The following is a 21,948-nucleotide window of genomic DNA, read 5'->3' on the forward strand; positions in this document are numbered from 1 at the left end:
AGGCGTGGGCGAAGGTGTGGGCGACGGGCCGGGGACGGGGGGCTACTTGATCGTCCGCCATACGTCGTCGGTCACGATCGTGGTCAGCTGGGCCTTGGTGAACGGGGGCGCGGACATCACAGGAGCCCTGTGCGGATACTCCGCGTTGTAGGAGGTGACCGTCACCCGCAGGCCCTGCTCGGTCACGGTCTCTGCCGTCAGTCCCACCGTGCCCGCGTACTGACCCGCCTCGTCGCGGGTGACGACCTTGCCGCCGGCCGCGGTGCCGTGCCCCAGCCGTACCCGGAGGAACGTCTTGGCGTGCGTCTTCCTGTCGCGCACGATCACGTAGCCCTCGTCACCGCCCCCGCCCCTGCCGACCGCCTCATGCCCGGCGGGGACCAGAGCGCCGAGCGTCTGGAAGGCCTCCCAGCTGTTCTGGACGGGGCGCGGGCTGGTGAACGACTCGGCGTTCAAGACGCCGTACTTGGTGAACGCCCCCTCCACGCTCGCCGCCAGTTCCTCCAGCTGGAGGACGCTCAGCGGGGGCTTGTTCCGGGTGGGGGCGGCCGTCGGGGAGGGCGCGTTGTACTCGACCGCTTGCAGCAGAAAGCCTTCCCCGGAGATCCGCGTGGATTTCCAGACCTTCACGTCACCGGACGCGCCGCCCACGTGTCCCTGCTCCACCTTTTCACCGTAGGGGCCGATCGTGCACACGGAGTCAGCTGTACTCTTCCCGCACTTCAGCTGCTTCCGCACCGTCGCGTCCTTCGGGTCGACGCGCTGGGCGGAGATGGAGACGAGCGAGGCCCCGTAACTGTCGTCGTAGACGAGGGAGGCGTCCGCCACGCCGGGGCCGCCCAGGTTGGTCGTGCCCCGTTGCTTGCTGAACTTCCCCTTGGGAAGGGCCGGAAGGCTGATCTCCAGGAGTTTGATCATCTGGTCGGCGCTGGCCCGCATGAAGGACGTGGGGTCCTCCGTCAGCCGGTTCTCCCGCGGCCCCGGGGACGATCCGTCACTCGGCTGCGGGGACGGGGTCACTGTCCAGGTCGGGGTGGCATTGGCCACCGACGAGGCGTCCTCTCCGGACCCACGAGTCACATACATCCCACCCGTGCCCAGGACGGCGAGTGTCAGCACCCCTGCGCCGAGCGCCGTGACCCGGTGGCGGGTGGCCTTGCGACGGCCGCGGAGGGCTCCCGCTGCGACCAGGGCCCGCCGGTCGGTGACGAACGTGCCGCCGGTCTGCCGCATGATCTGGCCGAGGTCGTTCTCGAAGCTGTCCTTCGAGGCGCCGTCGGCGTCGTGCTGGGTCTCGTTCTCGGGTTCGTTCTCAAAGGGCATGGAGGTTCACCATCTCCGGTCGGCGCAGGTGGGACGGGATCGAGGGAGGTCTTGGCCGGTGGTTCGTGTGCGGCGGTGGATCGAGGCCCGGGTGCTGACGCATGACCCGGCCCTTACCCCGGCGGCGAGGCTCAGTTGGCGGCGACGAGTTCGTTGAGACTTCCGCCCAGCATGGCGCGCAGCCGGGCCAGCGCCCGTGAAGCCCGGGTCCGTACGGCGGACGAGCTGATGTTCATGGCGTCGGCCGTCTCCTCGATGCTTCGGTCCTCCCAGTAACGGAGGACCACCACCGCCCGGTCCTTCGGAGCCAGTTGCCCGAGCGCTTGGAGGAGAGCCAGCCGTAGCAGCGGATCACTCCCGGTGACGACGGGGGCCTCGGGCAGCACTGACACCGGCCGTTCGTCCGAGGAACGCCTGCGCCGGTAGGTGAGGAAGGTCCGTACGAGAACCGTCTGGGCGTACGCGGCGGGGTTGTCCACCTGGGAGATGCGCCCCCACTTCAGGTACATCCGCCCGAGCGTCTCCTGTACCAGATCCTCGGCGAGGTGGGTGTCACCGCTGGTGAGAAGGCACGCGGAGCGGAACAGATGTCCCGTGAGACCGCCTGCGAACTCTATGAACCCGTCCTCGCGAGACTTTCTCACGCTTTTCCGTCCCCCCTGTTGCACTCCGGCCGAAGGACTGCTGCCCTTCCACCTCATCGACGCGCCACGCCTGGCGAAATGTTGCACCCGACTGCTTCCGCATCGTGCCGCACCGGCCCGCCTGCCCGGTGCCGGGGTAGATGGGCAGCGCACCTTCGGCCGGTGCGGCATCCCGGGCGAGGGGTGCGGCTCCCGATGAGGGGCGCCTCCCCTGGTGAGGGGTGCGGTCCCTGGTGAGGGGTGCTGCGTCCTCGACGCACTCCTCACCGGACGGTCACCGAAGCCTGCCAGGCGCCCGGCCGCATGCTGGTCGCCTTCCGGAAGGCCACCGCGGCACGGCGACGGCCTCCCGGAAGGCCACCGCGGCACGGCGACGGCCTTCCGGAAGGCTCACCGCGGCACGGCGACCGAGTGGCCGGGCCAGGACAGGCAGGATGGCCGCATGACGACACGACCGACGATCACCCTCGTGCGCGGGGACATCACCGAGCAGCACGCCGATGTCCTGGTCAACGCCGCCAACTCCTCGCTCCTCGGCGGCGGTGGCGTGGACGGCGCGATCCACCGGCGCGGTGGGCCCGAGATCCTTGCGGCCTGCCGCGACCTGCGGGCCTCGCACTACGGCAAGGGACTGGCGACCGGGCAGGCGGTGGCGACGACGGCCGGCCGGCTGCACGCGCAACACGTCGTCCACACCGTGGGACCGGTCTGGTCGCGCACGGAGGACCGTTCCGCGTCGCTGGCCTCCTGCTACCGGGAGTCCCTGCGGGTGGCCTCGGAACTGGGCGCCAGGACGGTCGCCTTTCCCGCGATCTCGACGGGCGTCTACGGCTGGCCGCTCGACGACGGGGCCCGGATCGCCGTCCGCACGGTCCGCGAAGCCGCGCTCCCGCCGGTCACCGAGGTGCGGTTCGTGCTCTTCGACGAGGAGGCGTACGCCCGTTTCGACGAGGCGCTGTCGGCCTAGCCTGGACCGCGTACGCCTGCTGTCTCGGCGTATCTCGGCCGGCCGGGCGCGTCTGCCGTCTCGGCGTACCTTGGCCGGCTCGGGTGCGGCCGCTGTCTCGGCGTACCTTGGCCGGCTCGGGTGCGGCCGCTGTCTCGGCGTACCGCAGTCGGCAGCGCACGTTCGTCGTCCGCGCAGCTGCGGTGGCCGCGTATGCCCACGGTCCGCCGTACCTCCAGTGGCCGCGTGCGTCGGGGCCGTTCGTCGTACCTGCGGTGGGCGCGTTCGTCCGGCCGTCCGTGTACCTCAGGTTGCCGCGCACGTTCGTCGTACGTGGTTCGTGCCCGCTGTACCTCCGGTGGTGTGCGGGACGGCCCGGACCGTGCTCGACGACCAGCCGACAGACCTCGCGGAGAGCGCCGCCGGCCTCGTGGGCACGCGCCACGAGGCCGGCGCCGGGCCTGCCTGCCGGGTCAGTCGGGCCGTGAGCCGACCGCGCTCACCTCGACCGGTGGACCTCCCGGACCTTCCTGTGTCCCGAGGGGACTCGGTTCTCCGGGTGCCGGAACGTGATCACCGGTCAGACTGGAGCGCGACTGATCCCGTGCCGGTCAGCGGTGCCTGCAGTTCCGTCACCCAGTCGTCACGGTTCTCCGGGCACTCCAGGCTGATCTCGCGGGGATATCCGGTCGACCGGCGGCCGTTGGCGTCGACCCAGCGGGCCAGGGCCTGGGCGGTGGGCAGCACGGTGTCCATCGAACCGTGGTGCACGATGGTCGCTGCCTGGTCGAGGGAAGGCAGGTCGAGGATCCGGAAGGTGCCGTCCTGGAGAGGGGCGGAGACCTGGACCGCGGCGTGCACGCTGATCCTGCCACCGCCCTCCGGTGCGTCCTCGTAGTACGCCACGCCGGGACCCGTGGGGGTGATGCCCGCCGAACCCAGGCACCGGAACAGCTCGTCGTAGAGCGGTCCGAGGACCGGGCTGATGTCCTCGGGCTTGAAACTGGCGGCGGTGTCGGTCAGCTCCGCCACCCGGACGGAAGGGACGCTCTTGATGACGACGTCGTTCGTGGGCATGTGCCCCTCGCTCTCGATGGCTCGGATCCTCGCCTCGACCTGCACCAGCCGTGCTCCTGCGGCAGCCACCGCGGTCTCCAGCTCGGCCCGTCGCAGCCGCAGCATGCCGCGCAGCTCCTCGATGCTGACCTTCTCGTCCACGATGTCCTGGACCTGCTGGAGGGTGAATCCGAGGTCCTTGAGCGCGATGATCCGGTTGAGCCGGGCGAGCTGGGTGGCGGTGTAGTAGCGATAGCTGCTGGCGGGATCGACATGAGCCGGTCGCAGCAGTCCGGTCGCGTCGTAGTGACGCAGCATCCGGACCGAGACGCGGCCATGCCGAGCGAAGTCTCCGATGGTGAACATGATGTCTCCGAGCTGACCACCTGACACGGTGTGAGAGTCAAGAAGCTACGTGACGGCCGGGGAACGGCGTCGACCGGTGGCTTGATCGGCCCAGGCGTATCGATGTGCCCCGGGCGAGCCGTCCGTGAGGGCACATCGCCAGGCGGGGCGGCGCCCCAGAACGTGTGTCACTCTGATCTCGGCTTCGCCGACGGGAGGAGCGGACAGGAGGTTCGGCCGCGCCACGGAAGCCCCGGACACCACGTTGCCCGGACGGCAGGAACCACGGCCCGTCCCGGCACAGCACCTCCTGCCGTACGTCTGAATGCCCTGTGTGGTGCGCCCGTGTGCGGCAAGGCGCTGTCCGACGCCCGCACTACGGTGGCGGCTGTGACGGTGGATGTGATGGGCGCGTCTGCGCATCCAGTCACCGGGCAAGGGAAGTCGGCGGTGTGTCACGGCGTCCGCCTGCGGATCTGCTTCACCTCCCGGTCGATGGCCCAGGCGTCCGCGACCGGGCCGAGGTGGCCGAGCTTGTCCGGGTTGATGACCGAGCGGACGAACTGGATCCGCCCGTCCAGCACGTCGAGAGCGAGGATGTGCAGGATCTTGCCCTCGCGGTCGTGGAAGAGCGCGCCCGGCCGGCCGTTGATGTCGCGCGGCTCCCACGTGATGCCGATCTGCGCCATGAGGGGGTGGACGGTGGCGAGCAGCCGGGCCACGTTCTCGGCGCCGGCCACGGTCCTGGCCAGTTGCGGAGCCTTGCCGCCGCCGTCCCCGACGAGTTCGACATCGGCGGACAGCAGGCTGCGCAGTCCGTCCACGTTTCCCTGTGACAGCGCCTCGAAGAACCGCCCCGCCAGTTCCTGCCGCTCCTGGCGGTCGGCCTCGAACCGGGGCCGGCCCTCGTGCATGTGACGGCGTGCCCGTACGAGCAGCTGACGGCAGGCCGCCTCCGAGCGGCCCACCGCTGCGGCGATGTCGTCGAAGCCGAAGGCGAAGACATCCCGCAGCACGAACACCGACCGCTCCAGCGGGCTCAGCCGCTCCAGGAGCAGCAGCGCCGCCATCGACACCGAGTCGGCCAGTTCCGCCGCGCGGGCAGGATCCTCGTACGGATCATCGAGCAGGGGCTCGGGCAGCCACGGTCCGGCGTACTCCTCCCGACGTACGCGTGCGGAGCGCAGGACGTCGATCGCGATCCGGGTCACCGTGGTCGACAGGAACGCCTTGACCGATACCGGGCGGGTGGTCGACGCGTCGTAGCGGAGCCAGCCCTCCTGCACCGCGTCCTCCGCCTCGGTCACGCTGCCCAGGATCCGGTACGCGATCGAGAAGAGCAGCGGCCGCAGCTCCTCGAACTCCTCGACCTTGGTCATGTCGGCCCCCAGGTGGTTCGCGTGCCCGGCCGGACCCGCTCCGACGAGGCGTATTCGGCAGATCCCCCGTGTGGGCTGCCCGCTGAATCATGTCTCCGCGGGCCGGGTCGCGGTAGCGGTTCCGAGGAACTCGCCTACGGCTTGGTGGCCGATTCGCTGCCGGGCCATGGCCACCCCGCTTGAGGTGTTCGTGGACGGGCCGGCGTGTTCGTGGACGGGTGGGCGGAACGAGAGCCACGAGTCGCTGCTCGTCGCAGCGCTGGACAGTTCTCGCCCACCCCACCTCGCCGCCCGCCCTCTCCGGTGGCCGCGTCCGGGAACCAGGTTGCCCCTCCGGTCGGCGGGGCAAGCGATGCCCCCGGTCCGCCGGGCGGGGTGGTGGTGTGTCCCACGTCTCTCCGCTGCGCGGGTTCCGGCATGTCACAGGCTGAGTCGACACCTCGTCCCAGGTACGGAAGGAAGTCCTCGACCAGGGAGCTGATGATGAACGTCGCGCTGTGGATCACCGCCGGAGTACTTGCTGTCGTCTGTCTCGTGGGCAGCTCCAAGATGTTCGTGCCCCAGGCGAAGCTCGCCGCGGTGGGCTCCTCCGCACAGTGGGTCCTGGACTTCGCTCCCGGCGCGCTCAAGGCCATCGGCGCGGTCGAGCTGCTTGCCGCCGTCGGCCTGATCCTGCCTGCGGTGCTCGACATGGCGCCGGTACAAGTGCCCATGGCCGCCACGGGACTTGTCGTGTTGTTCGGGTGCGCGATCGTCATGCGTCTGCGCCGTGGCGAGCGGGTCACGATCACGGGCGACGTGATCTACCTCGTACTGGCCGCCTTCGTCGCCTGGGGCCGTTTCGGCCCCACACCTTTCACCGGCTGAACCGGCAGGTCCGACTGCCGCCAGGTCCGACTGCCGCCGGGTCCGACTGCCGCCGGGTCCGGCTGCCGTCGGGAGCGCGGATCCGAAGCGCCGGGCTCACCGGGGCGGGTTCGGCGCCCCGCGTCAGGCCACTTTCTCCGAACTCCCCTTTATTTCAAGGGCGTCGACGGAATGTAGCCGCGGTACCCTCGCCGAGGCCGTCGGCCACGGCCCTCGATACGGCACTGGCAGTGCTGGTCGGCGGGGTGGAGCACGTGCGGGGCAGGCCCCGTGTGAGCAATGTCGATTTCCTCTGATTCTTGAGAAAGGTCACTGGCATGGAGACCCTTCGATACGTGTTCCTCGTCTTCCACCTCTTCGGGTTCGCCGCCCTCCTCGGCGGTATCTTCTTCCAGCTGAGAGGCAAGGATCCGGTCACCGGCGGCTACATGGTGAGCAGCAGCGTTGTCCAGCTGGTCACAGGCGCGGGGCTCGTCTGGACTCGCATATCCCTTGACCTGCCGGTCTCCGACGCGAAAATGGGAGTGAAGCTGGCCCTGGACGCCCTGGTGGCGGCGACAGCGCTGGTGGGCATGCGTAACAAGCAGCCGTGGGCCTTCTACGCCGTGGGGGTGTTCACGGCGGCCGCAGCCGTCGTGGCCGTCACGTGGACGTAGGTACCGGCGGGCCCGGGACGTATGAGGGACGTGCCTGAGAGAGCGTCAGGCCCGGTACAGGTCCTCCCCTGCCGGCGATGGCAGGGAGGTCTTGGGTGACGGCGCTCGGCCCGGTCAGCCTCGGAGTCGTCCCCCTTTCCTCAGGTCAGGGCCAGCGATCTGGTCCGTCGGCTCGGTCGGCGGCGGAATCGGCGGTGCTCGGCCGGTGGCGGAGTCGGCGGTGCTCGGCCGGTGGTGCGATCGGCTGCCGGGTCCGTGGAGCGGAGTCGTAGCCCCGAGAGTGCGGCGGACACGTGCGTACGGCATTTCTCCGTGAGGTTTCATCAGCGTCAGCAGGCGACATCGGGGGCATGGCCTCGGTCACGTGTGAACGTCGGGTCCAGCGTGACGCCCATGAGTACGTACGGTGCACTGCGCGCGGTCGCTCGCTGCGGATGCCCCGACCCCTTCGCCGGGCCCAGGTCGGTGCTCCGCGAGGATCTCGGAGAGCCCGCAGACGCGCACGGCGTTTTCTGCGTGGCGGGCGACACCGCTCCCGTGCGTGAGCTGCGGCATCCCGACCACTCCCGCCGTACATGTCGAGCAGCACCTGTTCTGCTGTCCCGTTCGGCACAGGTGGGAAGCGCAGGTGTGTACGGAGGCAGGGCCCTTCGGTCCAGGAATCGGCCTGCCAGGGGCGGAGTTGGTCGGTCACGACGGGCGCTGCCGTAGACCACCTCTCCGTGCGCTGGACCGCCACCGCCACCGCCACCGCCACCGGCACCTAAGGCGGAGGCTTTCCGGTGCCGAGGCCCCGGCGGGGACCGTGGTCGCCTTCACCGGGACCGGCACTCTTCGCACGCGGGACGGGCGGTTCGTCGAGTACTGGCTCAACGCGGACGGCCTGCATAGGCTTCAGCACCTCAAGGCCGGTTGAGCGGCCTGGTCACCTGAGAGGGCGTCAACAGCCGGTCGGACGGTGGTCGCACCGTCCGACCGGCTCAGTGTTGTTCGGGGGAGCGAATGCGACCCGCTCCGCGACCGTTGCCCTGGAGTCCAGGGAGAGGCCGCTACCGGACCCCGGCCGCCAAGTGCCCCTCGGCTGAGGACACTTGGCCCGCCCTCGGTACCCCGGCGCATCGAACACCGGCCGACGGGATGGGTTGCCCCTCGGGTGAGGGGGTGACCGGTTCGCCCAGCCGCACCCCCTTCGTTCGTCAGTGGCACGGCACTCGCGGCACCGCTCGACCTAACGGCCGTAAGTTTATTTACGTAGCCCCTTGCGCACGTTGACCTAACACTCATAGCCTTACGATCGTAAGCACACGGCGGGGAACCGCAGAACCAAGGGAGTACGTACGCCATGACCATCACCGCGACCACCGCGACCGAGATCGTCCTGCCGGGCAAGGTCGAACCCGAGGGCCTCCAACTGCGCACCCAGGAACTGCCCGCACCGGGCAAGGGCCAGGTCGTCCTGCGGATGGAGGCGACCGGGGTCTGCTTCGCCGAGCAGCAGATGCGCCGGGGCAAGTACTACGACCAGCCGCCCTTCCCCTTCGTTCCCGGCTACGACCTCGTCGGCACCGTCACCGCCGCCGGCCCCGAGACCGACTCCGCACTCGTGGGACGCCGCTTCGCGGCGATCACCAAGACCGGTGCCTGGGCCAGCCACCTGATCGTGGACGCCGCCGACCTGATGCCCGTTCCCGACGGCATCGACGCGGCCGCCGCCGAGACGGTCATCGTCAACGGTGTCACCGCCTGGCAGATGCTCTACCGCACCGCCGAGGTCCGTACCGGCCAGACCATCGTGGTGCTCGGCGCCAACGGCGGTGTCGGCTCCACCCTCGTCCAGCTCGCCCGGCACGCGGGCATCACCGTCATCGGCACCGCCTCACCCCGCCACCACGACACCCTGCGCGCACTCGGCGTCACCCCGGTCGACTACCGCGACCCCGACCTGTACGCCCGCATCCGCGACATCGCCCCCGACGGTGTGGACGCGGTCTTCGACCACGTCGGCGGGCCCGCCATCGAGGACTCCTGGCAACTCCTGCGCCGCGGCGGCACCCTGGTCTCCTACGGCACGGCCGCCAGCAAGGACGAGGAAGGCAACTCCCAGCTCCCCGTCCTCAAGCTCTTCGCCCGCCTGAACGCCTGGAACGCCCTGCCCAACGGCAGGAGCGCCCACTTCTACAACCTCTGGGCCGGCAAGCGCCGTTGCCGCAAGACCTGGCAGCAGCGGATGACCGACGACCTCACCCAGGTCCTGGACCTGGTCGGCGACGGCACCCTCACTCCCCAGATCGCCGCCACGTTCTCCCTGGCCGACACCGTCGAAGCCCTGCGGCTCGCCGAATCCCGCACCGTCGCCGGCAAGGTCGTCATCGTCCCCGGGGTGTGACATCCGGAGCACGGCCCCTCACCACCCACCCCTCTCCCGTCCTGCCCGGCGGCCCGCCCGCGCCCCCCTCACCCCGCTCCGTCCCACCCCGCCCGGAGGTAATCCGTCATGTCCTTCACCGCGATCGCCCCGCCCGCCGCCACCGACCGTGCCACCCCGGCCCGCACCCCCGCGGCCGATGTCGACAACCTCGCCACCTACATCAGCTTCGGCCTCGCCTACCTCCTCGGCCACGGCTCCGCCGCCCTCTCCCGGGGCGAAACCCCCGTCCTCGAACTCCCCGGCTGGCTGCCCATGACCCTGCTCTGCGCCGGGCTGGCCGCCGGCACCGTCCAGGCCACCCGGGCCGCCCTGCGAGCCCAGCGCGCCACCACCGACCCCCACACCCTCCGCACCGGCCAACTCCTGGGCGCCCTCTGGATAACCGCATTCGCCGCCCTCTTCCTCGCCATCACCGGCCTCAGCACCACCCTGGACAACCCCGACATCCAGACGCTGCTCTGGCCCACCGGTTCCGGCTTCGTCGTCGGCCTCATTTACGTCGCCGAAGGCGCCACCCGCCGCAACACGCTGCACTACACCCTCGGCACCTGGCTCGCCCTCACCTCCACCGCCGCCCTCCTCCTCGGCGACCCCGGCTTCTACTGGGTCCTCACCCTCGCCGGCGGCGGCGCCTACGCCCTCGCCACCCTCCTCGAACGCCGCCGCCGGGATCCGCGCCGCACCCACCCGCTCACCACCAGCACCGACGAACCGGCACACCCCTCCCGCTGACCAGCACCCACCCCGCCGGCCGGCGCACCACCGCCAAGGGAAGACGCCGACCCGATGAACCCGCCACGCCGCGTCCCGCAGGCCATGGCCTCAGCCCCGACCCTCTCCGCGCCGTCCCTGGCGACCGCGCACGAGGCCCGGACCGGCACTCCGGCCTCCCAGGAGTGCCGCGGCGGGACCGTCGACAGGAAGCGCGCCGGCCATCTCCCGCACCGGCGCCGCGATCAAGGCGCCGGTGCGGGAGATCCGGGACCCGCACACCGACATCGACGCGTGGCACACGTGGACCCCCGAGATCGCCCCGGCCCGGAAGAGGACACGGACACCCGGGAGCTGCCGCCGGGCTGGGTCTTCGTCCGGTCCCCGCGGGGCGTGGAGACCACCTCCACCGTCACCGACGTCGACCGGAACCGGTGCTCCGCCCGGGCCGCTCCCGTGAACGGCGTCGACGGCGTGCACCTGTGGACGTTCGGGAAGGCCAAGGGCGGCGCGCGCTCGCCACCACCGGGAGTCCAGGTCGGGCGGCCCCCGTTCCGGCCGAGATCCCCGGCAACCGGGCGGCCCTCCGAGAGGGCCTGACCGACCGGGTCAACCGCGGCGAGGCCACCGCCGAGACGAAGACCGGCCGTACCGCACACCGGAGCGACCGACCCGGTGCACGCGGCACGACGCCACGGGCGGTACGGCCGCCGGCACCAGGGGCCGGGGTTCCCGGCCCACTCCGCGACAGAAGGTGAACAGAGTGAAGGCAATCGGAACAGCGGCAGGAACAACCCCCGCGAAGCAGGCCCCCACCCGCACACGCAACCGTCGGGGCGAGGGTGGAAAGCTGCGTGACGAGATCATCGACGCGGCGGCGGACCTGCTCGACGAGGCCGGAGACCAGCACGCCGTCACCCTGAGGTCGGTGGCCCGCCGGGTCGGTATCGCCACCCCCTCGATCTACTCGCATTTCCCCGACCAGCCGGCCATCATGCTCGCCGTCGTACAGCGGGAGTTCGCCGGACTGGAGGGAGCGCTGGGCGCAGCGGTGGGCCAGGCGGGCCACGACCCACGGCACCGGCTGCTCGCCATCTGCGAGACGTATCTCGACTTCGCCGCGCACCACCCCCAGCGCTACCGCACCATGTTCGGCGGCCTGTGGACACCGACGCTGGAGGACACCTCGTTGACCGGGACGGACCTCGGCATGCTCGGCGCGCCGTCCATGCTGATGCTCGTCGAAGCCCTCGACGCCTGCGTCGCCGCCGGCCTGGCCGCGAGCGACGACGTGCCCGGCGACGCGACGGCGCTGTGGGTGGGCCTGCACGGACTCGCCCACCAGCGGATCGTCTCCCCGTCCTATCCCTGGCCCGAGGACATCCCCGAACGCGTCATCCTCCCGCTCGTACGCCTGAACGCCGCCTGAGCTACATGCTGACGTCAACCCGCCCTGGCCGCAGGGGAGATGCGACGACCGACAGCTACGTACCCGTGCGCGTGGACTTCGGGCGGGCGGCAGGACTCCGAGAAGAGGCCCGCTGCTTGCAACGGCGCGCCTCAAGCGGCGCGGGTGTCGTTGCCGGGCTGCGGCCACTGCCGACGATCCTCGGCGGCCGGTGTGTGGGGATGCGGACGGCGCACCGGTTCCGCAGCGTCGCCGGACAGAAGCAACGCCGGAGGACGTGCCCGTGGCATGCCACGGCGGTGGAGCCGGTGACAAGGTCGCGGGCCGTAGACGTCACACGGCCGTCCCTGCACGCGGCCGCCCCCTGGCCACGGGCCTCTATGCTGTCGCCTCCCACCTCACCGAGGAGGCGCTGTGCTGCCGCTCTCCGCCCCGCCCGTACCGCTGCTCCTCATCGGGGGCGGTGCCGGATCCGGGAAGACCACCGTGGCCACCGGGGTGGCCGCGAGCCTGCCGGGAACACGGGTCGTCCACCTCGATCACTGCTTTCACACCGACCCCGATCGGGCCCCCGTCGTCCCCGCGATCAAGGGGCCCGGGTCCGTGATCAACTACAGCGACCCCCGTGCCCTCGACCGGGGACGAGTCCGGAGCGCCCTCGACGCGGCCGTGCTTCCCGATACCCGGACCCTCGTGGTCGAGGGCACGTTCGCTCTGCTGCCCGCCCTGACCCGGCCGGCTCGTTGGAGCGTCTACATCGACGCGCCGGCCGACCTGCGCCTCGCCAGGAAGATCCTGCGAAAGATCAGCGAGGGGGCCGACCCGGAGATCAGCCTGCGCGGATACCTCGCGTACGGTCGTGAGGCGCACACCCGGTACGTCGCCCCGACACAGCGCAGCGCCGAACTCGTCCTGGACGGCACGCAGCCCACCAGCCACCTCGTGCGACGCCTGCACGCGTTGCTGAGCGCGGAACCGTAGGCAGCACCGGGTGGCCGCAACCGGTCCACGGCCGACGGCGGTCGCGAGGCGGCGTACGACGGGCGCGTCGCGACCAACGCCCCCACTCCCACGCGTTTGTCCCGATGGATCCGCTACGCCCCGTCGGCGTCGCCGCTCACGCCACACCGCTGAGACGTACGTCAACAACCGGCACCCGCCCCAGCCCGGGCCCGGCTGGTTCGCATCGCCCATCGTCCGGCCCGACCACCGGTCGACGAGGTTCGTACGGCCGCGACCGGTGCCGGGTGACGGCGGTCCGTGCCCCACGGGGCAAGGGCTGAAACGCCCTTCCGCGTGGCGTAGACCACTCCCCGGGGCGGATTGCCCACCGGAACGACGAGGGAAGCCATAAAGCGCCAAGATCTGGCTTGAAAGGTGGCATTCACCCGTGACGCTCGTAACGCCTCCCCCCATACCCAGAGCGGCTGGTTCGGTTCCGCTCCTGGGTCACGCGGTACAGCTCATACGCGACAACCTCAACTTCATCGCCTCACTGCGCACCCACTACGGCCCGCTGGTCGAGATCACCCTCCAGCCCGGAACCCGCACACTGATCGTGCAGGACCCCGACCTCATCCGCACCATGCTGATCGACCTCGGACCCAGTCTCGACAAGGGCCGCTTCTTCGAGAAGATGGGCCAGCTGCTCGGGGACTCCGTCGTCACCGCGGCGGGCCAGGACCACGTCCGCAAGCGGCGCCAGCTCCAACCGGCCTTCGGGCGCCCGAAGATCGCCCACTACGTCGACATCATGCGGGCGGAGGCCGACGCCGCCGTCGACACCTGGCGCCCCGGCCGGCAACTCGACGTGCACAAGGCGATGATCGCGCTCTCGCTCGACATGCTCGCCAAGACGATCTTCTCGGGCAGCCTCGACGAGGCCACGTTCCGCCGACTGCGTGAGGACCTCTCGGTGGTCATGAACGGTGTCGGCGCCCGCGTCATGCTGCCCGACTGGGTGGAACGGATCCCCCTCCCGTTCAACCGCCGGTTCAACGCCGCCCGGGACGCCGTGCGTGCCACCATCAACCAGGCCGTGACCGAGCTCCAGAAGTCGGGACAGGACACCGGCGACATGCTGTCCCTTCTGCTGCACGCCACGGACGAGGAGACCGGTGAGCCGCTGACGGGGCACCAGATCAGTTCGGAGATCCTCACCCTGGCCGTGGCGGGTACCGAGACCACGGCGTCCGTGCTGTCCTGGGCCCTCTACGAGATCGCCCGCGACGCCGACATCGAACGAGCGGTCCTGGACGAGCTCGACACGGTCCTCGGGGACCGGCCCATCGCGTTCGCGGACCTTCCCCGTCTGCCCTACCTCGACCGCGTCGTCCGGGAGACGCTGCGGTTGCACCACACCGGATGGCTCGTCACCCGCCGCACCATCACCCAGACACGTCTGGGACCGTGGTCGATCCCCGCAGGTACCGAACTCGCCTACTGCCAGCACGCCCTGCACCGCGACCCCGCACTGTTCCCCGATCCCCTCGCCTTCGATCCGGACCGCTGGCTGGACGAGGCGCAGGCCGAGGCGATCACACCCGGGGCGTTCCTCCCCTTCGGGGCGGGCAAGCACAAGTGCATCGGTGACCGGTTCGCCCTCACCGAACTGGTCACCGCCCTCGCCACCATCGTCCGGCGCGCACGTTTCGAGCTGGTGCCGCCGCACGAGGTACGGCCGGTCGCCCAGGCGACCGTGCGGCCCGGCAGACTGCTGATGACCATGCACCGGCGAAGCGACTCCGCGGAGCCGAAGCACGGCTGACCGAGCCGCCGTTCCCCGGCCGGACGGCGCGGGCGCGACGTACGCGCCGTCCGGTCCGGGAACACACCGCGCCCCACGGGAACCTCCCGGTCGGCCCTGTCGGGTGCGTCCGGGAGCCCGCCCCCGCCGCACTCCTGCTGGAACCGCACGACCGGGCGACGGCACTGCTGGAACCGCACGTCCGGGCGACGGCACCCTTCGGCCGCGGCGTGTGGCCCTCGGCGCCCCCCTGCCACCGTGACCGAGCGGACTCGTCCTTCTTGCCGCGGCGTCGTGGACGAGGTGTCCCGCCGCGCACCCGACGGGCCTCGGCAGCGGGGGCCGGGTGACAAGCCGGGGGTCGCGACGGACCGGTGCGTCGGCCGGGCCCGTCAGCGCAGGAACTCCCCCAGCCGGTCGTTCAGCCGCTGTGGCGCGGCGAGCGGCAGGGAGTGGTGGGTGGCTCCGGGGAGCAGTTCCACCTCGGCCCGCGGAAGCGTGCGGCGGGCCCTCTCCGCGACCTTGGCGGCGCGATGGGCGCGGCTGCGCTCCCCGAGCAGGACCAGCACCGGCATCCGGAGGCCGGCCGCCCGGGGGCGGCCTCCGGTGACGAGCTTGCGGCCGGGAACGGTGGTGGCCAGCGCGTAGAGGCGCTGCCAGGCCTCGTCCGGGTGGGCACCTGCCGTCTCCCAGGCCAGGAAGGCGCGGGCACGGGTCTCGCCCGGCCGGATCAGCGTCGGCAGCGCGCGCAGCAGGTACCCCGGACGGAACCCGGCGAAGACCTGCGTGGGATCGACGAGGGCGAGGCGGTCGACCCGCTGAGGGGCGTGCAGGGCATATCTGACGGCCAGCCAGGCACCGTACGAATGACCGCACAGGTGTGTGCGGGCGAGGCCGAGCCCGTCCAGGAGCGCGTCCAGCCAGGCCGTCAGATCGTCGGCGCCCTTCAACGGTGTACCCCGGTTCTCGGTGCGGCCCGCGTCGCCCAGCAGATCAACCGCGTGGACCCGGTAACGCTCCCCGAGAACGGCCGCGTTGGCGAGCCAGACCAAGCCGGTGGCCGAGCCGCCGGGAAGCAGTACCAAGGGGCTGCCGTCGACAGGCCCGTGGACGTGGACCCTGGTACGCCCGTACGGCGTGGCGACGTCGCGTTCCTCGGTGGACGCGGGCCAGCGGGCGCGGAACTCGTCGTAGGCGAGGTCGAAAGCGGACGGGGGCACGACACACTCCTCTCGCTCAACGATAATCTCGTTCAGCGAGATAATACGTCCCGATCGGAGGGAATGGGCATGGACGATCAGAGTCCGGCGATGGGGCTGGTGCACCTGCTGCGGGCGGTGACCGTGGAGTTCGACCTGCTCGGTGCCGAGTTCGCCGCGCGACAGGGACTGCATCCCACCGACGTACGCGCGCTGATCCACCTGCTGGACGCCGCGCGGTCCGGTACCCCCGCCACCCCCGGGTGGCTCGGCGGGCAACTGCGCCTGAACTCGGCCGGTACCACCGCCCTGGTGGACCGGCTGGAGCGGCTCGGCCTGGTCCGGCGCAGCAGGGACACGGCCGACCGGCGACGTGTGCTGCTGGAAGTGGAGGAAAAGGCCACGGAGCTCGGACGGGCCTTCTTCGGGCCGGTGATCGGTGAGGTGGTGAGGGCCGCCGAAGGGTTCGAGGAGGGCGAGTTGGAGACGGTACGCCGCTTCCTCGCCTCGGTGCTGGAGTCCGCCGGCGGGACGCGTCCCGCCTGATCGGTCTCGGCGCCACGGTGCGACGGTTCCCGCAGGACAGGAGGCACGTCCGCACCGCCGTCGGCCTGCGTACGGTCGTACGGCCACAGCGCGATCGGATCGCGGGGCACGGGGGCGGCCGTCACCTTGAGGGCGCGTACAGGCCCCAAGGGCTGCGAACGGGCACAGGTAATCCGGTTGCGCATGCCCGGTGGAAGCAGGCCAGGATGACCCGATGAGACACGAGACGGATGGTACGGGCGAGCGTGAGCAGGGCAGTTTCCGGCTGGCGGCGTACGCCGTGTGCATCGAGGACGGGCGGCTGCTGCTCGCCCGTCTCGCGTCAGGGAACTGGACCCTTCCAGGCGGTGGGGTCGAGCACGCGGAGGATCCCTTCGACGCGGTGATCCGGGAGGTTGCCGAGGAGACCGGCTGCGACGCAGTGGTCGAACGCCTGCTGGGCGTGGACTCGAGAGTGGTCCCCGCGGCTGTCGCACGTGCGGGAACCGTGCACCAGAACGTCGGCGTCTTCTACCGGGTCCGCATCACCGGCGGCCGGCTCCGGCCCGAACCGAACGGCGACATCGTCGAGTCGGTGTGGACCCCTTTCCCCGAGGTCGCGCGCCTCCGCCGGTCGTCCCTGGTCGACATCGGCCTCGCCCTGGCACTCACCGTGCCGGCGACCGGCCACGTCGCTCCCGTCCCGGTCGTCGGAATGGTCCAGCACTGAGGCACCACGAACGTCCACGTGGGCCGCCCGGCAGCCACCCGGCCCCCGCGATCGACCAGTCACCGCAGCAGTGTGCCGCCGCGGCGGCCCTACGGCCCGCCGCTCGGCCGCGAAGGGCTGACGCCGAGGAACTGCGCAGGGACGGCTGCGTCGTGTGAACGCAAGAGGGCCTGACGCCGAGGAGTCGCACAGGGACGGCTGCGTCGTCCGAACGCAGGGGGCAGGTGGGCGTGTGCCGTGAGCGGCAGACCCGCGGGCACGCCCTGGATGGTTCTGCCGGTGCGCCTCGGCGGTCGGGTGGGGGAGAGGGGGTCAGGCCAGGTTCTTCTCCAGGGCGCTGACGTAGTTGTGCATGAAGTGGTCGCGCACCCCGTCACCGGCCGGGGCCAGCACGTCCGCGGTCAGGCCCCGGGCCCGGTCGGCCAGTCCGCCGACCAGTGGCATCGACGCGTGCAGCTTCCCACGGGAGTCGATGTAACGCAGCGCGTCGACGTGCGTGAACACGGGCTCCGGAGGCATCTGCGGAACGATGTCGTTGTTGTTGACGAACCGGTAGATACGGTCCTTGAAGCCCTTGTTGCAGGCAGCGGCCAGCAGCCGGTCACACACACGTGGCTGCCCGTACGTGTACACCCCGTCCGCAGCCAGGCGGGGCTCCTCGAGATACGTGCGCGCTCCGGCGAGCAGGGCCAGCGCACCGCCCAGACTGTGCCCGGTGAACCACACGCTCTGCCCGTTGTTCCGGAACTCCGCCAGAGCGCTCTTGACCTCGGAATAGATCGAATCGAGTGCTTCGCCGAAGCCGTGGTGGATGTAACCGGTTCCGGCGGGCCCGGGAACGGGCGGAGTCGTGATGTCCGAGAGCCAGTCCTTGATCTGGACCGGCTCCGTACCCCGGAAGGCGATGATGATCATGCGGTCGCTGGCGGCCGTGTACGCCTGCGTGTCCTGCAGAGGAAAGGGCGGGCTGAAACGGGTCTCGTGATGACGCAGACGGTCGAACCCCCATGCGCGTACCTGCTCCTCGACCGTCGCCTCGTCCTTGTACGCCAGATCGGAGGCCTTGGCCAACCAGTACGCGTGAGCGAGGCTGTAACCCGTGGTCTGATGATCGATCATGAGCGGTACGGACACGCGCTGTCTCCTCGAACGTGACTGCGGCAACGCCCGCACGACCTCCGCCAGGCGCCTGGTCCCCCCTTTCCTATCGGCCCGCACCCGGCCGGCCCGCGACGCGCGCCGCAACGGCGTGACGCGCCATCCGTTCGCCGCCGCCGGGTGGGCCGGGAGCCCGCCCAGGCACGGGCCGGTCACATGTCCCGTGCGGGTATGCCGGGAACCGTCGGCCTCCGACACCGCCGGCGTCCCCGGTACGTCCGCCGGGGAACCTCCTCACCCACCGCAGGGCGCCGCACCACCGGGGCCCGCCCCGAAGCCGCCCGGGTTCTGGGGGCGTCGCAGCACCTCGGGCTCGGGCGCCCCCGGCCTGCCCGGACCGGCCCGTGGCGAATGCCGTGTGCCCGGGACGCCAAGGCGCCCCGGGCCACATCGGCCCTGATCCCCGTTCGTACCCGGACCCGACCCCGACGAGGCTGACCGGCCCGGCACGCCCGTCCACGTGCCGGGTGCGGCCGGCTCCGCCGCGCCCCGGACCGCCGGGCGCTCGTTCACACCTCCTCGGCGCAGGTGTGAGGGGCGTGGCCCCTCAGGGCAGGACGGGGTCCTTGCCCGGCCGGTCCGTGACGCCGGCGGAGCGCAGCCGGCGCAGCGCGAGGAGGCCGCCGACGCCGGGAAGGACGGCGATGGCCTTGGTGGTGGTCGTGGCCGGGGCCAGGCGCCAGGTCGCGACCACGGCGAACAGGTAGGCGCAGCCGTGGGTGGGGCCCATCAGGGAGGAGACGGGCCGGAGATGGGCGGTGGCGAGGTTGGCCAGCATGATGACCAGTGAGACGAGTTCGGTGTGCGCTGCGACGCGCAGAAGGCGCAGGGGGCGTACGGGCACGGTCAGGCCCCCGTGGTGGAGCCGGGGCGGACGATCATCAGAACGGTGACGGTGGCCCACAGCAGGTTGAAGAGGCCGGTGAGCATGGCGAGTCGTGCGGCGGGGGGAACGCCGGGGCCGGGATCGGGGGCCTGCGCGGCGGTGAGGGCGCTCTCCTGCACGGGCAGGATCAGCAGGCCCAGGACGGCGGCGGCCGCGGCGGTCAGGATGATCGAGGTGATCAGCCATCCGCTGCCCAGGACGCCCAGGGTGCCGGCCGTGGCGAACCCGAAGAGGGGCACCGCGATGCCGATGCCGGCGTAGACGCGGCAGATGCGGTGCAGGGTGCGCAGGCCGGCGAGCGCCTCGATGTCACCGGGGGCGCTGTGCGCCTGGCGCAGCGCCCGGGGGAACATGCTCGCGGCGACCGTGACCGGTCCTATGGCCAGCACCGCCGCCAGGACGTGCAGGGACAGGAACAGTTTCGTCATGGTCAGTGGCTCGCTGCCGCGGGGACGGCACGGCGTCGGCCGGTGACTTTCGAGGCCGGAAGACGTCCGGCCCTGGACGTGCCGGTCAGTGTGCTGCCGTCGAGCGTGACCGTGAAGGCCAGGTCGAGACGCAGTGGCCTGGTGACGGCCTGCTTCCAGGTGAGCAGGCCACCCTCCAGACGGAGGTCGCGGAGCGCGACGCGCTCTCCCGCCCCCAGGGCGGTCCCGGTCAGGACACCGTCCCGCCGGGCGAATTCGACCACGGCTTCGATCGTCCCGATCGGGGTGGAGACGGACAGGTCCCAGACGCCTTCTGCGGCCATGATGCTGCTCTTCCTCGGGGGTTCGGGTCGGGTACGGGGCGGCACGGACGAGGTCACAGGCCGGCGGGCGCGGGGCCCAGGTGGCGCCAGACGGTGCCGCGGCGCTCATGGGCGAACAGTTCTTCGACGGCGTGCGCGATCCGGGGGCCGACCATGCGCTCCAGCAGGTACAGGCCCAGGTCGAGGCCGGAGGTGACACCGGCCCCGGTGACGAGGTCGCCGTCGTCGACGACGCGGGCCCTGACCGCGTGGACGCCGGTCGCGTCGAGCAAGTCCAGGCCCATGGGGTGGGTGGTGGCGTAGCGGCCCTCCAGCAGGCCGGCCATGGCCAGGACGAGCGAGCCGCCGCACACCGCGCCGATCGTCACCTCAGGATTTCCCATCGCCGCCTTCAGCAGGGCGGGCAGCTCGGTCGTCAGGGTGCGCCCCAGCAGTACGGGAACGGACTCGTCCTGCCGCCGTTCCCCGGCCCCCACCGTGTGGCCGGGGGTCTCGCCGGGCTCTCCCACCCGGCCCGAGGCGCCCGGGACCAGGATCAGGCCCGCGCGTGCGGGGTCCAGGGCGCCGGTGGCGCGCAGGGCCAGGCCCCCGGTGCCGCTGACCACCTCGCGCGGCCCTTCCGCGGAGACCAGCTCCACGCTCACCGCGCCGCCGGACGCCGTGCCGCCGGCGGACAGCACCTCGTAGGGGGCGACGACGTCGAGCGGATCGAAGCCGTCGAACAGGATGATCTGGACGTGCATGAGGACGTTCCTTCGCAGATGGCCGGAATCCGGTCCGTACCGGAGTCGCTTCCGACGCTAAGCGGCCGCCGCACCGCCCCCAAGTGGCATTCGTGACACCTTCCGACGGAAAAACGCCAACACGGTCTTCAGGGCTCTGAACTGCCGGAACCGCAGATCACTGGCCCGGAGACCAGGGTGAGAGAGGTCGGGGAGCAGGTAGCTTTCTGCCATGCACACCCTTGCCGTCCTGGCCCTGGACCAGGTGATCCCCTTCGATCTGTCCACCCCGATCGAGGTCTTCTCCCGGACCCGTCTGCCCGACGGACGCCCCGGCTACCAGGTCCGCGTCTGCGCCGAACGGCCCGAGGTCGATGCCGGTGCCTTCACCCTGCGCGCGCCCTGGGGACTGGACGCCCTCACGGCGGCGGACACGATCATCGTCCCCGGCACCGCCGACCCCGCCGCACCCCTTCCCGGTGCCGTCCGCGACGCGCTGCGCGCAGCCGCCGCCGACGGCACGCGCATCGCCTCCATCTGCTCGGGGACCTTCCCCCTGGCCGCAACCGGGCTCCTCGACGGCCTGCGTGCCACCACCCACTGGATCGCGGCCGACCTCCTGGCCTCGGCCCACCCGGACATCGAGGTGGACCCCGATGTCCTGTACGTCGACAACGGCCAGATCCTCACCTCCGCCGGCGCCGCCGCGGGCCTGGACCTGTGCCTGCACATGATCCGCCGCGACTACGGCTCAGCCGTCGCGGCCGACGCCGCCCGGCTGTCCGTCATGCCCCTCGAACGCGAGGGCGGACAGGCGCAGTTCATCGTCCACCCGCACCCGCCCGCCCCCCGCGGATCGACACTCGAACCGCTGCTGGCATGGCTCCAGGAGAACCTGAGCTCCGACCTCACGCTCCCCGAGATCGCCGCCCACGCCGGCACCAGCACCCGCACCCTGATCAGGCGCTTTCGCGAACAGACCGGATCCACCCCTCTCCAGTGGCTCCACCGCGCACGCATCCGCCAGGCCCAGCACCTCCTGGAGACCACACCCCACTCCGTCGAACGCATCGGCGCCCAGGTCGGATTCGGATCCCCCACCGCCTTCCGCGAGCGGTTCAAGCGGACGACCGGCGTCAGCCCCCACAGTTACCGCCGCGCCTTCAGCTGACCACAGGTGGCCCTGCGGCAACCGCACGAGGAGAGGGCCCGGCACGGCGGGCGACGGCCGCCTGCCCCCACCCCGTACGCGCCCGTACGCGAGGCCCGCAGGCTCACCAGCGTGAACACCGTCCCCGGGTGCGACCCGACACCGCAGGCCGAGCGAACCGATACCCGTTGCGGGGCATCGGGAGGAGAGCACCCCCGGCCGAGGGGACACGGGCCCAGCAGGATTCAGACGGGCGTCTGGCCGAGCGCGGTCCCGGACGCCTCGGGGCCTCCCTGACGGTGGCGAACACGCGGTGCG

General features: G+C 71.4%; 21 protein-coding genes. 11 read left to right on the plus strand and 10 right to left on the minus strand.

Annotated features, from left to right (window positions below; translation table 11 throughout):
- Positions 1 to 42 precede the first annotated feature (42 nt).
- A complete protein-coding gene (locus ACFVS9_RS20795) occupies positions 43 to 1,323 on the minus strand; it encodes a hypothetical protein (protein WP_389934295.1) in 1,281 nt (426 codons plus the stop codon).
- A 131-nt stretch (positions 1,324 to 1,454) separates the two neighbouring features.
- The gene (locus ACFVS9_RS20800) at positions 1,455 to 1,967 is read right to left on the minus strand and encodes a SigE family RNA polymerase sigma factor (RefSeq protein WP_389934298.1); all 513 of its coding nucleotides are present in this window, start codon (positions 1,965 to 1,967) and stop codon (positions 1,455 to 1,457) included.
- 442 nt (positions 1,968 to 2,409) lie between these two features.
- On the opposite strand from ACFVS9_RS20800, the gene ACFVS9_RS20805 reads away from it, so the two are divergent.
- A complete protein-coding gene (locus ACFVS9_RS20805; RefSeq protein ID WP_389934300.1) occupies positions 2,410 to 2,934 on the plus strand; it encodes an O-acetyl-ADP-ribose deacetylase in 525 nt (174 codons plus the stop codon).
- A gap of 552 nt (positions 2,935 to 3,486) precedes the next feature.
- On the opposite strand, the gene ACFVS9_RS20810 is transcribed toward ACFVS9_RS20805, so the two are convergent.
- Complete coding sequence (locus ACFVS9_RS20810; protein ID WP_383114201.1) at positions 3,487 to 4,335, minus strand: MerR family transcriptional regulator; 849 nt, start codon at positions 4,333 to 4,335, stop codon at positions 3,487 to 3,489.
- A 434-nt stretch (positions 4,336 to 4,769) separates the two neighbouring features.
- Complete coding sequence (locus ACFVS9_RS20815) at positions 4,770 to 5,693, minus strand: RNA polymerase sigma-70 factor (RefSeq protein ID WP_389934303.1); 924 nt, start codon at positions 5,691 to 5,693, stop codon at positions 4,770 to 4,772.
- A gap of 417 nt (positions 5,694 to 6,110) precedes the next feature.
- Here ACFVS9_RS20815 and ACFVS9_RS20820 point away from each other — a divergent pair, with 417 nt between their 5' ends.
- The 7 genes from ACFVS9_RS20820 (at position 6,111) to ACFVS9_RS20850 (ending at position 14,530) form a co-directional block, all read left to right on the plus strand.
- The gene (locus tag ACFVS9_RS20820) at positions 6,111 to 6,560 is read left to right on the plus strand and encodes a DoxX family protein (RefSeq protein ID WP_389934306.1); all 450 of its coding nucleotides are present in this window, start codon (positions 6,111 to 6,113) and stop codon (positions 6,558 to 6,560) included.
- A 317-nt stretch (positions 6,561 to 6,877) separates the two neighbouring features.
- Positions 6,878 to 7,216: a hypothetical protein gene (locus tag ACFVS9_RS20825; RefSeq protein ID WP_383114198.1), complete on the plus strand. Its 339-nt coding sequence runs from the start codon at positions 6,878 to 6,880 to the stop codon at positions 7,214 to 7,216.
- Between the two features lie 1,342 nt (positions 7,217 to 8,558).
- Positions 8,559 to 9,602, plus strand: a complete 1,044-nt coding sequence (locus tag ACFVS9_RS20830; protein ID WP_389934309.1) for a medium chain dehydrogenase/reductase family protein — start codon at positions 8,559 to 8,561, stop codon at positions 9,600 to 9,602.
- Between the two features lie 108 nt (positions 9,603 to 9,710).
- The gene (locus ACFVS9_RS20835) at positions 9,711 to 10,376 is read left to right on the plus strand and encodes an ABC transporter permease (protein ID WP_389934312.1); all 666 of its coding nucleotides are present in this window, start codon (positions 9,711 to 9,713) and stop codon (positions 10,374 to 10,376) included.
- Positions 10,377 to 11,118: 742 nt separating this feature from the next.
- On the plus strand, positions 11,119 to 11,784 hold the full coding sequence (locus tag ACFVS9_RS20840) for a TetR/AcrR family transcriptional regulator (protein ID WP_389934314.1): 666 nt from the start codon (positions 11,119 to 11,121) through the stop codon (positions 11,782 to 11,784).
- Positions 11,785 to 12,177: 393 nt separating this feature from the next.
- A complete protein-coding gene (locus tag ACFVS9_RS20845; RefSeq protein WP_389934316.1) occupies positions 12,178 to 12,744 on the plus strand; it encodes a uridine kinase in 567 nt (188 codons plus the stop codon).
- A gap of 409 nt (positions 12,745 to 13,153) precedes the next feature.
- Positions 13,154 to 14,530 (plus strand): cytochrome P450, encoded by a 1,377-nt coding sequence (locus tag ACFVS9_RS20850; protein ID WP_383114192.1) that lies wholly within the window; start codon positions 13,154 to 13,156, stop codon positions 14,528 to 14,530.
- Positions 14,531 to 14,901: 371 nt separating this feature from the next.
- Here ACFVS9_RS20850 and ACFVS9_RS20855 read toward each other — a convergent pair whose 3' ends face one another.
- On the minus strand, positions 14,902 to 15,729 hold the full coding sequence (locus tag ACFVS9_RS20855) for an alpha/beta fold hydrolase (RefSeq protein WP_389934320.1): 828 nt from the start codon (positions 15,727 to 15,729) through the stop codon (positions 14,902 to 14,904).
- A gap of 69 nt (positions 15,730 to 15,798) precedes the next feature.
- Between ACFVS9_RS20855 and ACFVS9_RS20860 the strand changes: the two genes are divergently transcribed.
- On the plus strand, positions 15,799 to 16,254 hold the full coding sequence (locus ACFVS9_RS20860; RefSeq protein WP_389934323.1) for a MarR family winged helix-turn-helix transcriptional regulator: 456 nt from the start codon (positions 15,799 to 15,801) through the stop codon (positions 16,252 to 16,254).
- Positions 16,255 to 16,468: 214 nt separating this feature from the next.
- Positions 16,469 to 16,963 carry an NUDIX hydrolase gene (locus ACFVS9_RS20865; protein ID WP_389934326.1) on the plus strand — a complete coding sequence of 165 codons (495 nt, stop codon included), beginning with the start codon at positions 16,469 to 16,471 and terminating at the stop codon, positions 16,961 to 16,963.
- A gap of 312 nt (positions 16,964 to 17,275) precedes the next feature.
- Here the strand turns inward: ACFVS9_RS20865 and ACFVS9_RS20870 are convergent, their stop codons facing one another.
- The 5 genes from ACFVS9_RS20870 to ACFVS9_RS20890 form a co-directional block, all read right to left on the minus strand.
- Positions 17,276 to 18,097, minus strand: a complete 822-nt coding sequence (locus tag ACFVS9_RS20870) for a lipase family protein (RefSeq protein WP_389934329.1) — start codon at positions 18,095 to 18,097, stop codon at positions 17,276 to 17,278.
- 571 nt (positions 18,098 to 18,668) lie between these two features.
- Positions 18,669 to 18,965, minus strand: a complete 297-nt coding sequence (locus ACFVS9_RS20875) for a DUF3817 domain-containing protein (RefSeq protein ID WP_383114187.1) — start codon at positions 18,963 to 18,965, stop codon at positions 18,669 to 18,671.
- Between the two features lie 2 nt (positions 18,966 to 18,967).
- Positions 18,968 to 19,435, minus strand: a complete 468-nt coding sequence (locus tag ACFVS9_RS20880; protein WP_389934332.1) for a hypothetical protein — start codon at positions 19,433 to 19,435, stop codon at positions 18,968 to 18,970.
- Positions 19,436 to 19,437: 2 nt separating this feature from the next.
- The gene (locus tag ACFVS9_RS20885; protein ID WP_389934334.1) at positions 19,438 to 19,758 is read right to left on the minus strand and encodes a hypothetical protein; all 321 of its coding nucleotides are present in this window, start codon (positions 19,756 to 19,758) and stop codon (positions 19,438 to 19,440) included.
- A gap of 53 nt (positions 19,759 to 19,811) precedes the next feature.
- The gene (locus tag ACFVS9_RS20890; RefSeq protein WP_383114184.1) at positions 19,812 to 20,501 is read right to left on the minus strand and encodes a DJ-1/PfpI family protein; all 690 of its coding nucleotides are present in this window, start codon (positions 20,499 to 20,501) and stop codon (positions 19,812 to 19,814) included.
- A gap of 211 nt (positions 20,502 to 20,712) precedes the next feature.
- Between ACFVS9_RS20890 and ACFVS9_RS20895 the strand changes: the two genes are divergently transcribed.
- Positions 20,713 to 21,651 carry a GlxA family transcriptional regulator gene (locus tag ACFVS9_RS20895; protein WP_383114183.1) on the plus strand — a complete coding sequence of 313 codons (939 nt, stop codon included), beginning with the start codon at positions 20,713 to 20,715 and terminating at the stop codon, positions 21,649 to 21,651.
- Positions 21,652 to 21,948: the final 297 nt, after the last annotated feature.

Origin of the sequence: Streptomyces sp. NPDC058008, from assembly GCF_042886395.1 — a bacterium.
Classification (GTDB): domain Bacteria; phylum Actinomycetota; class Actinomycetes; order Streptomycetales; family Streptomycetaceae; genus Streptomyces.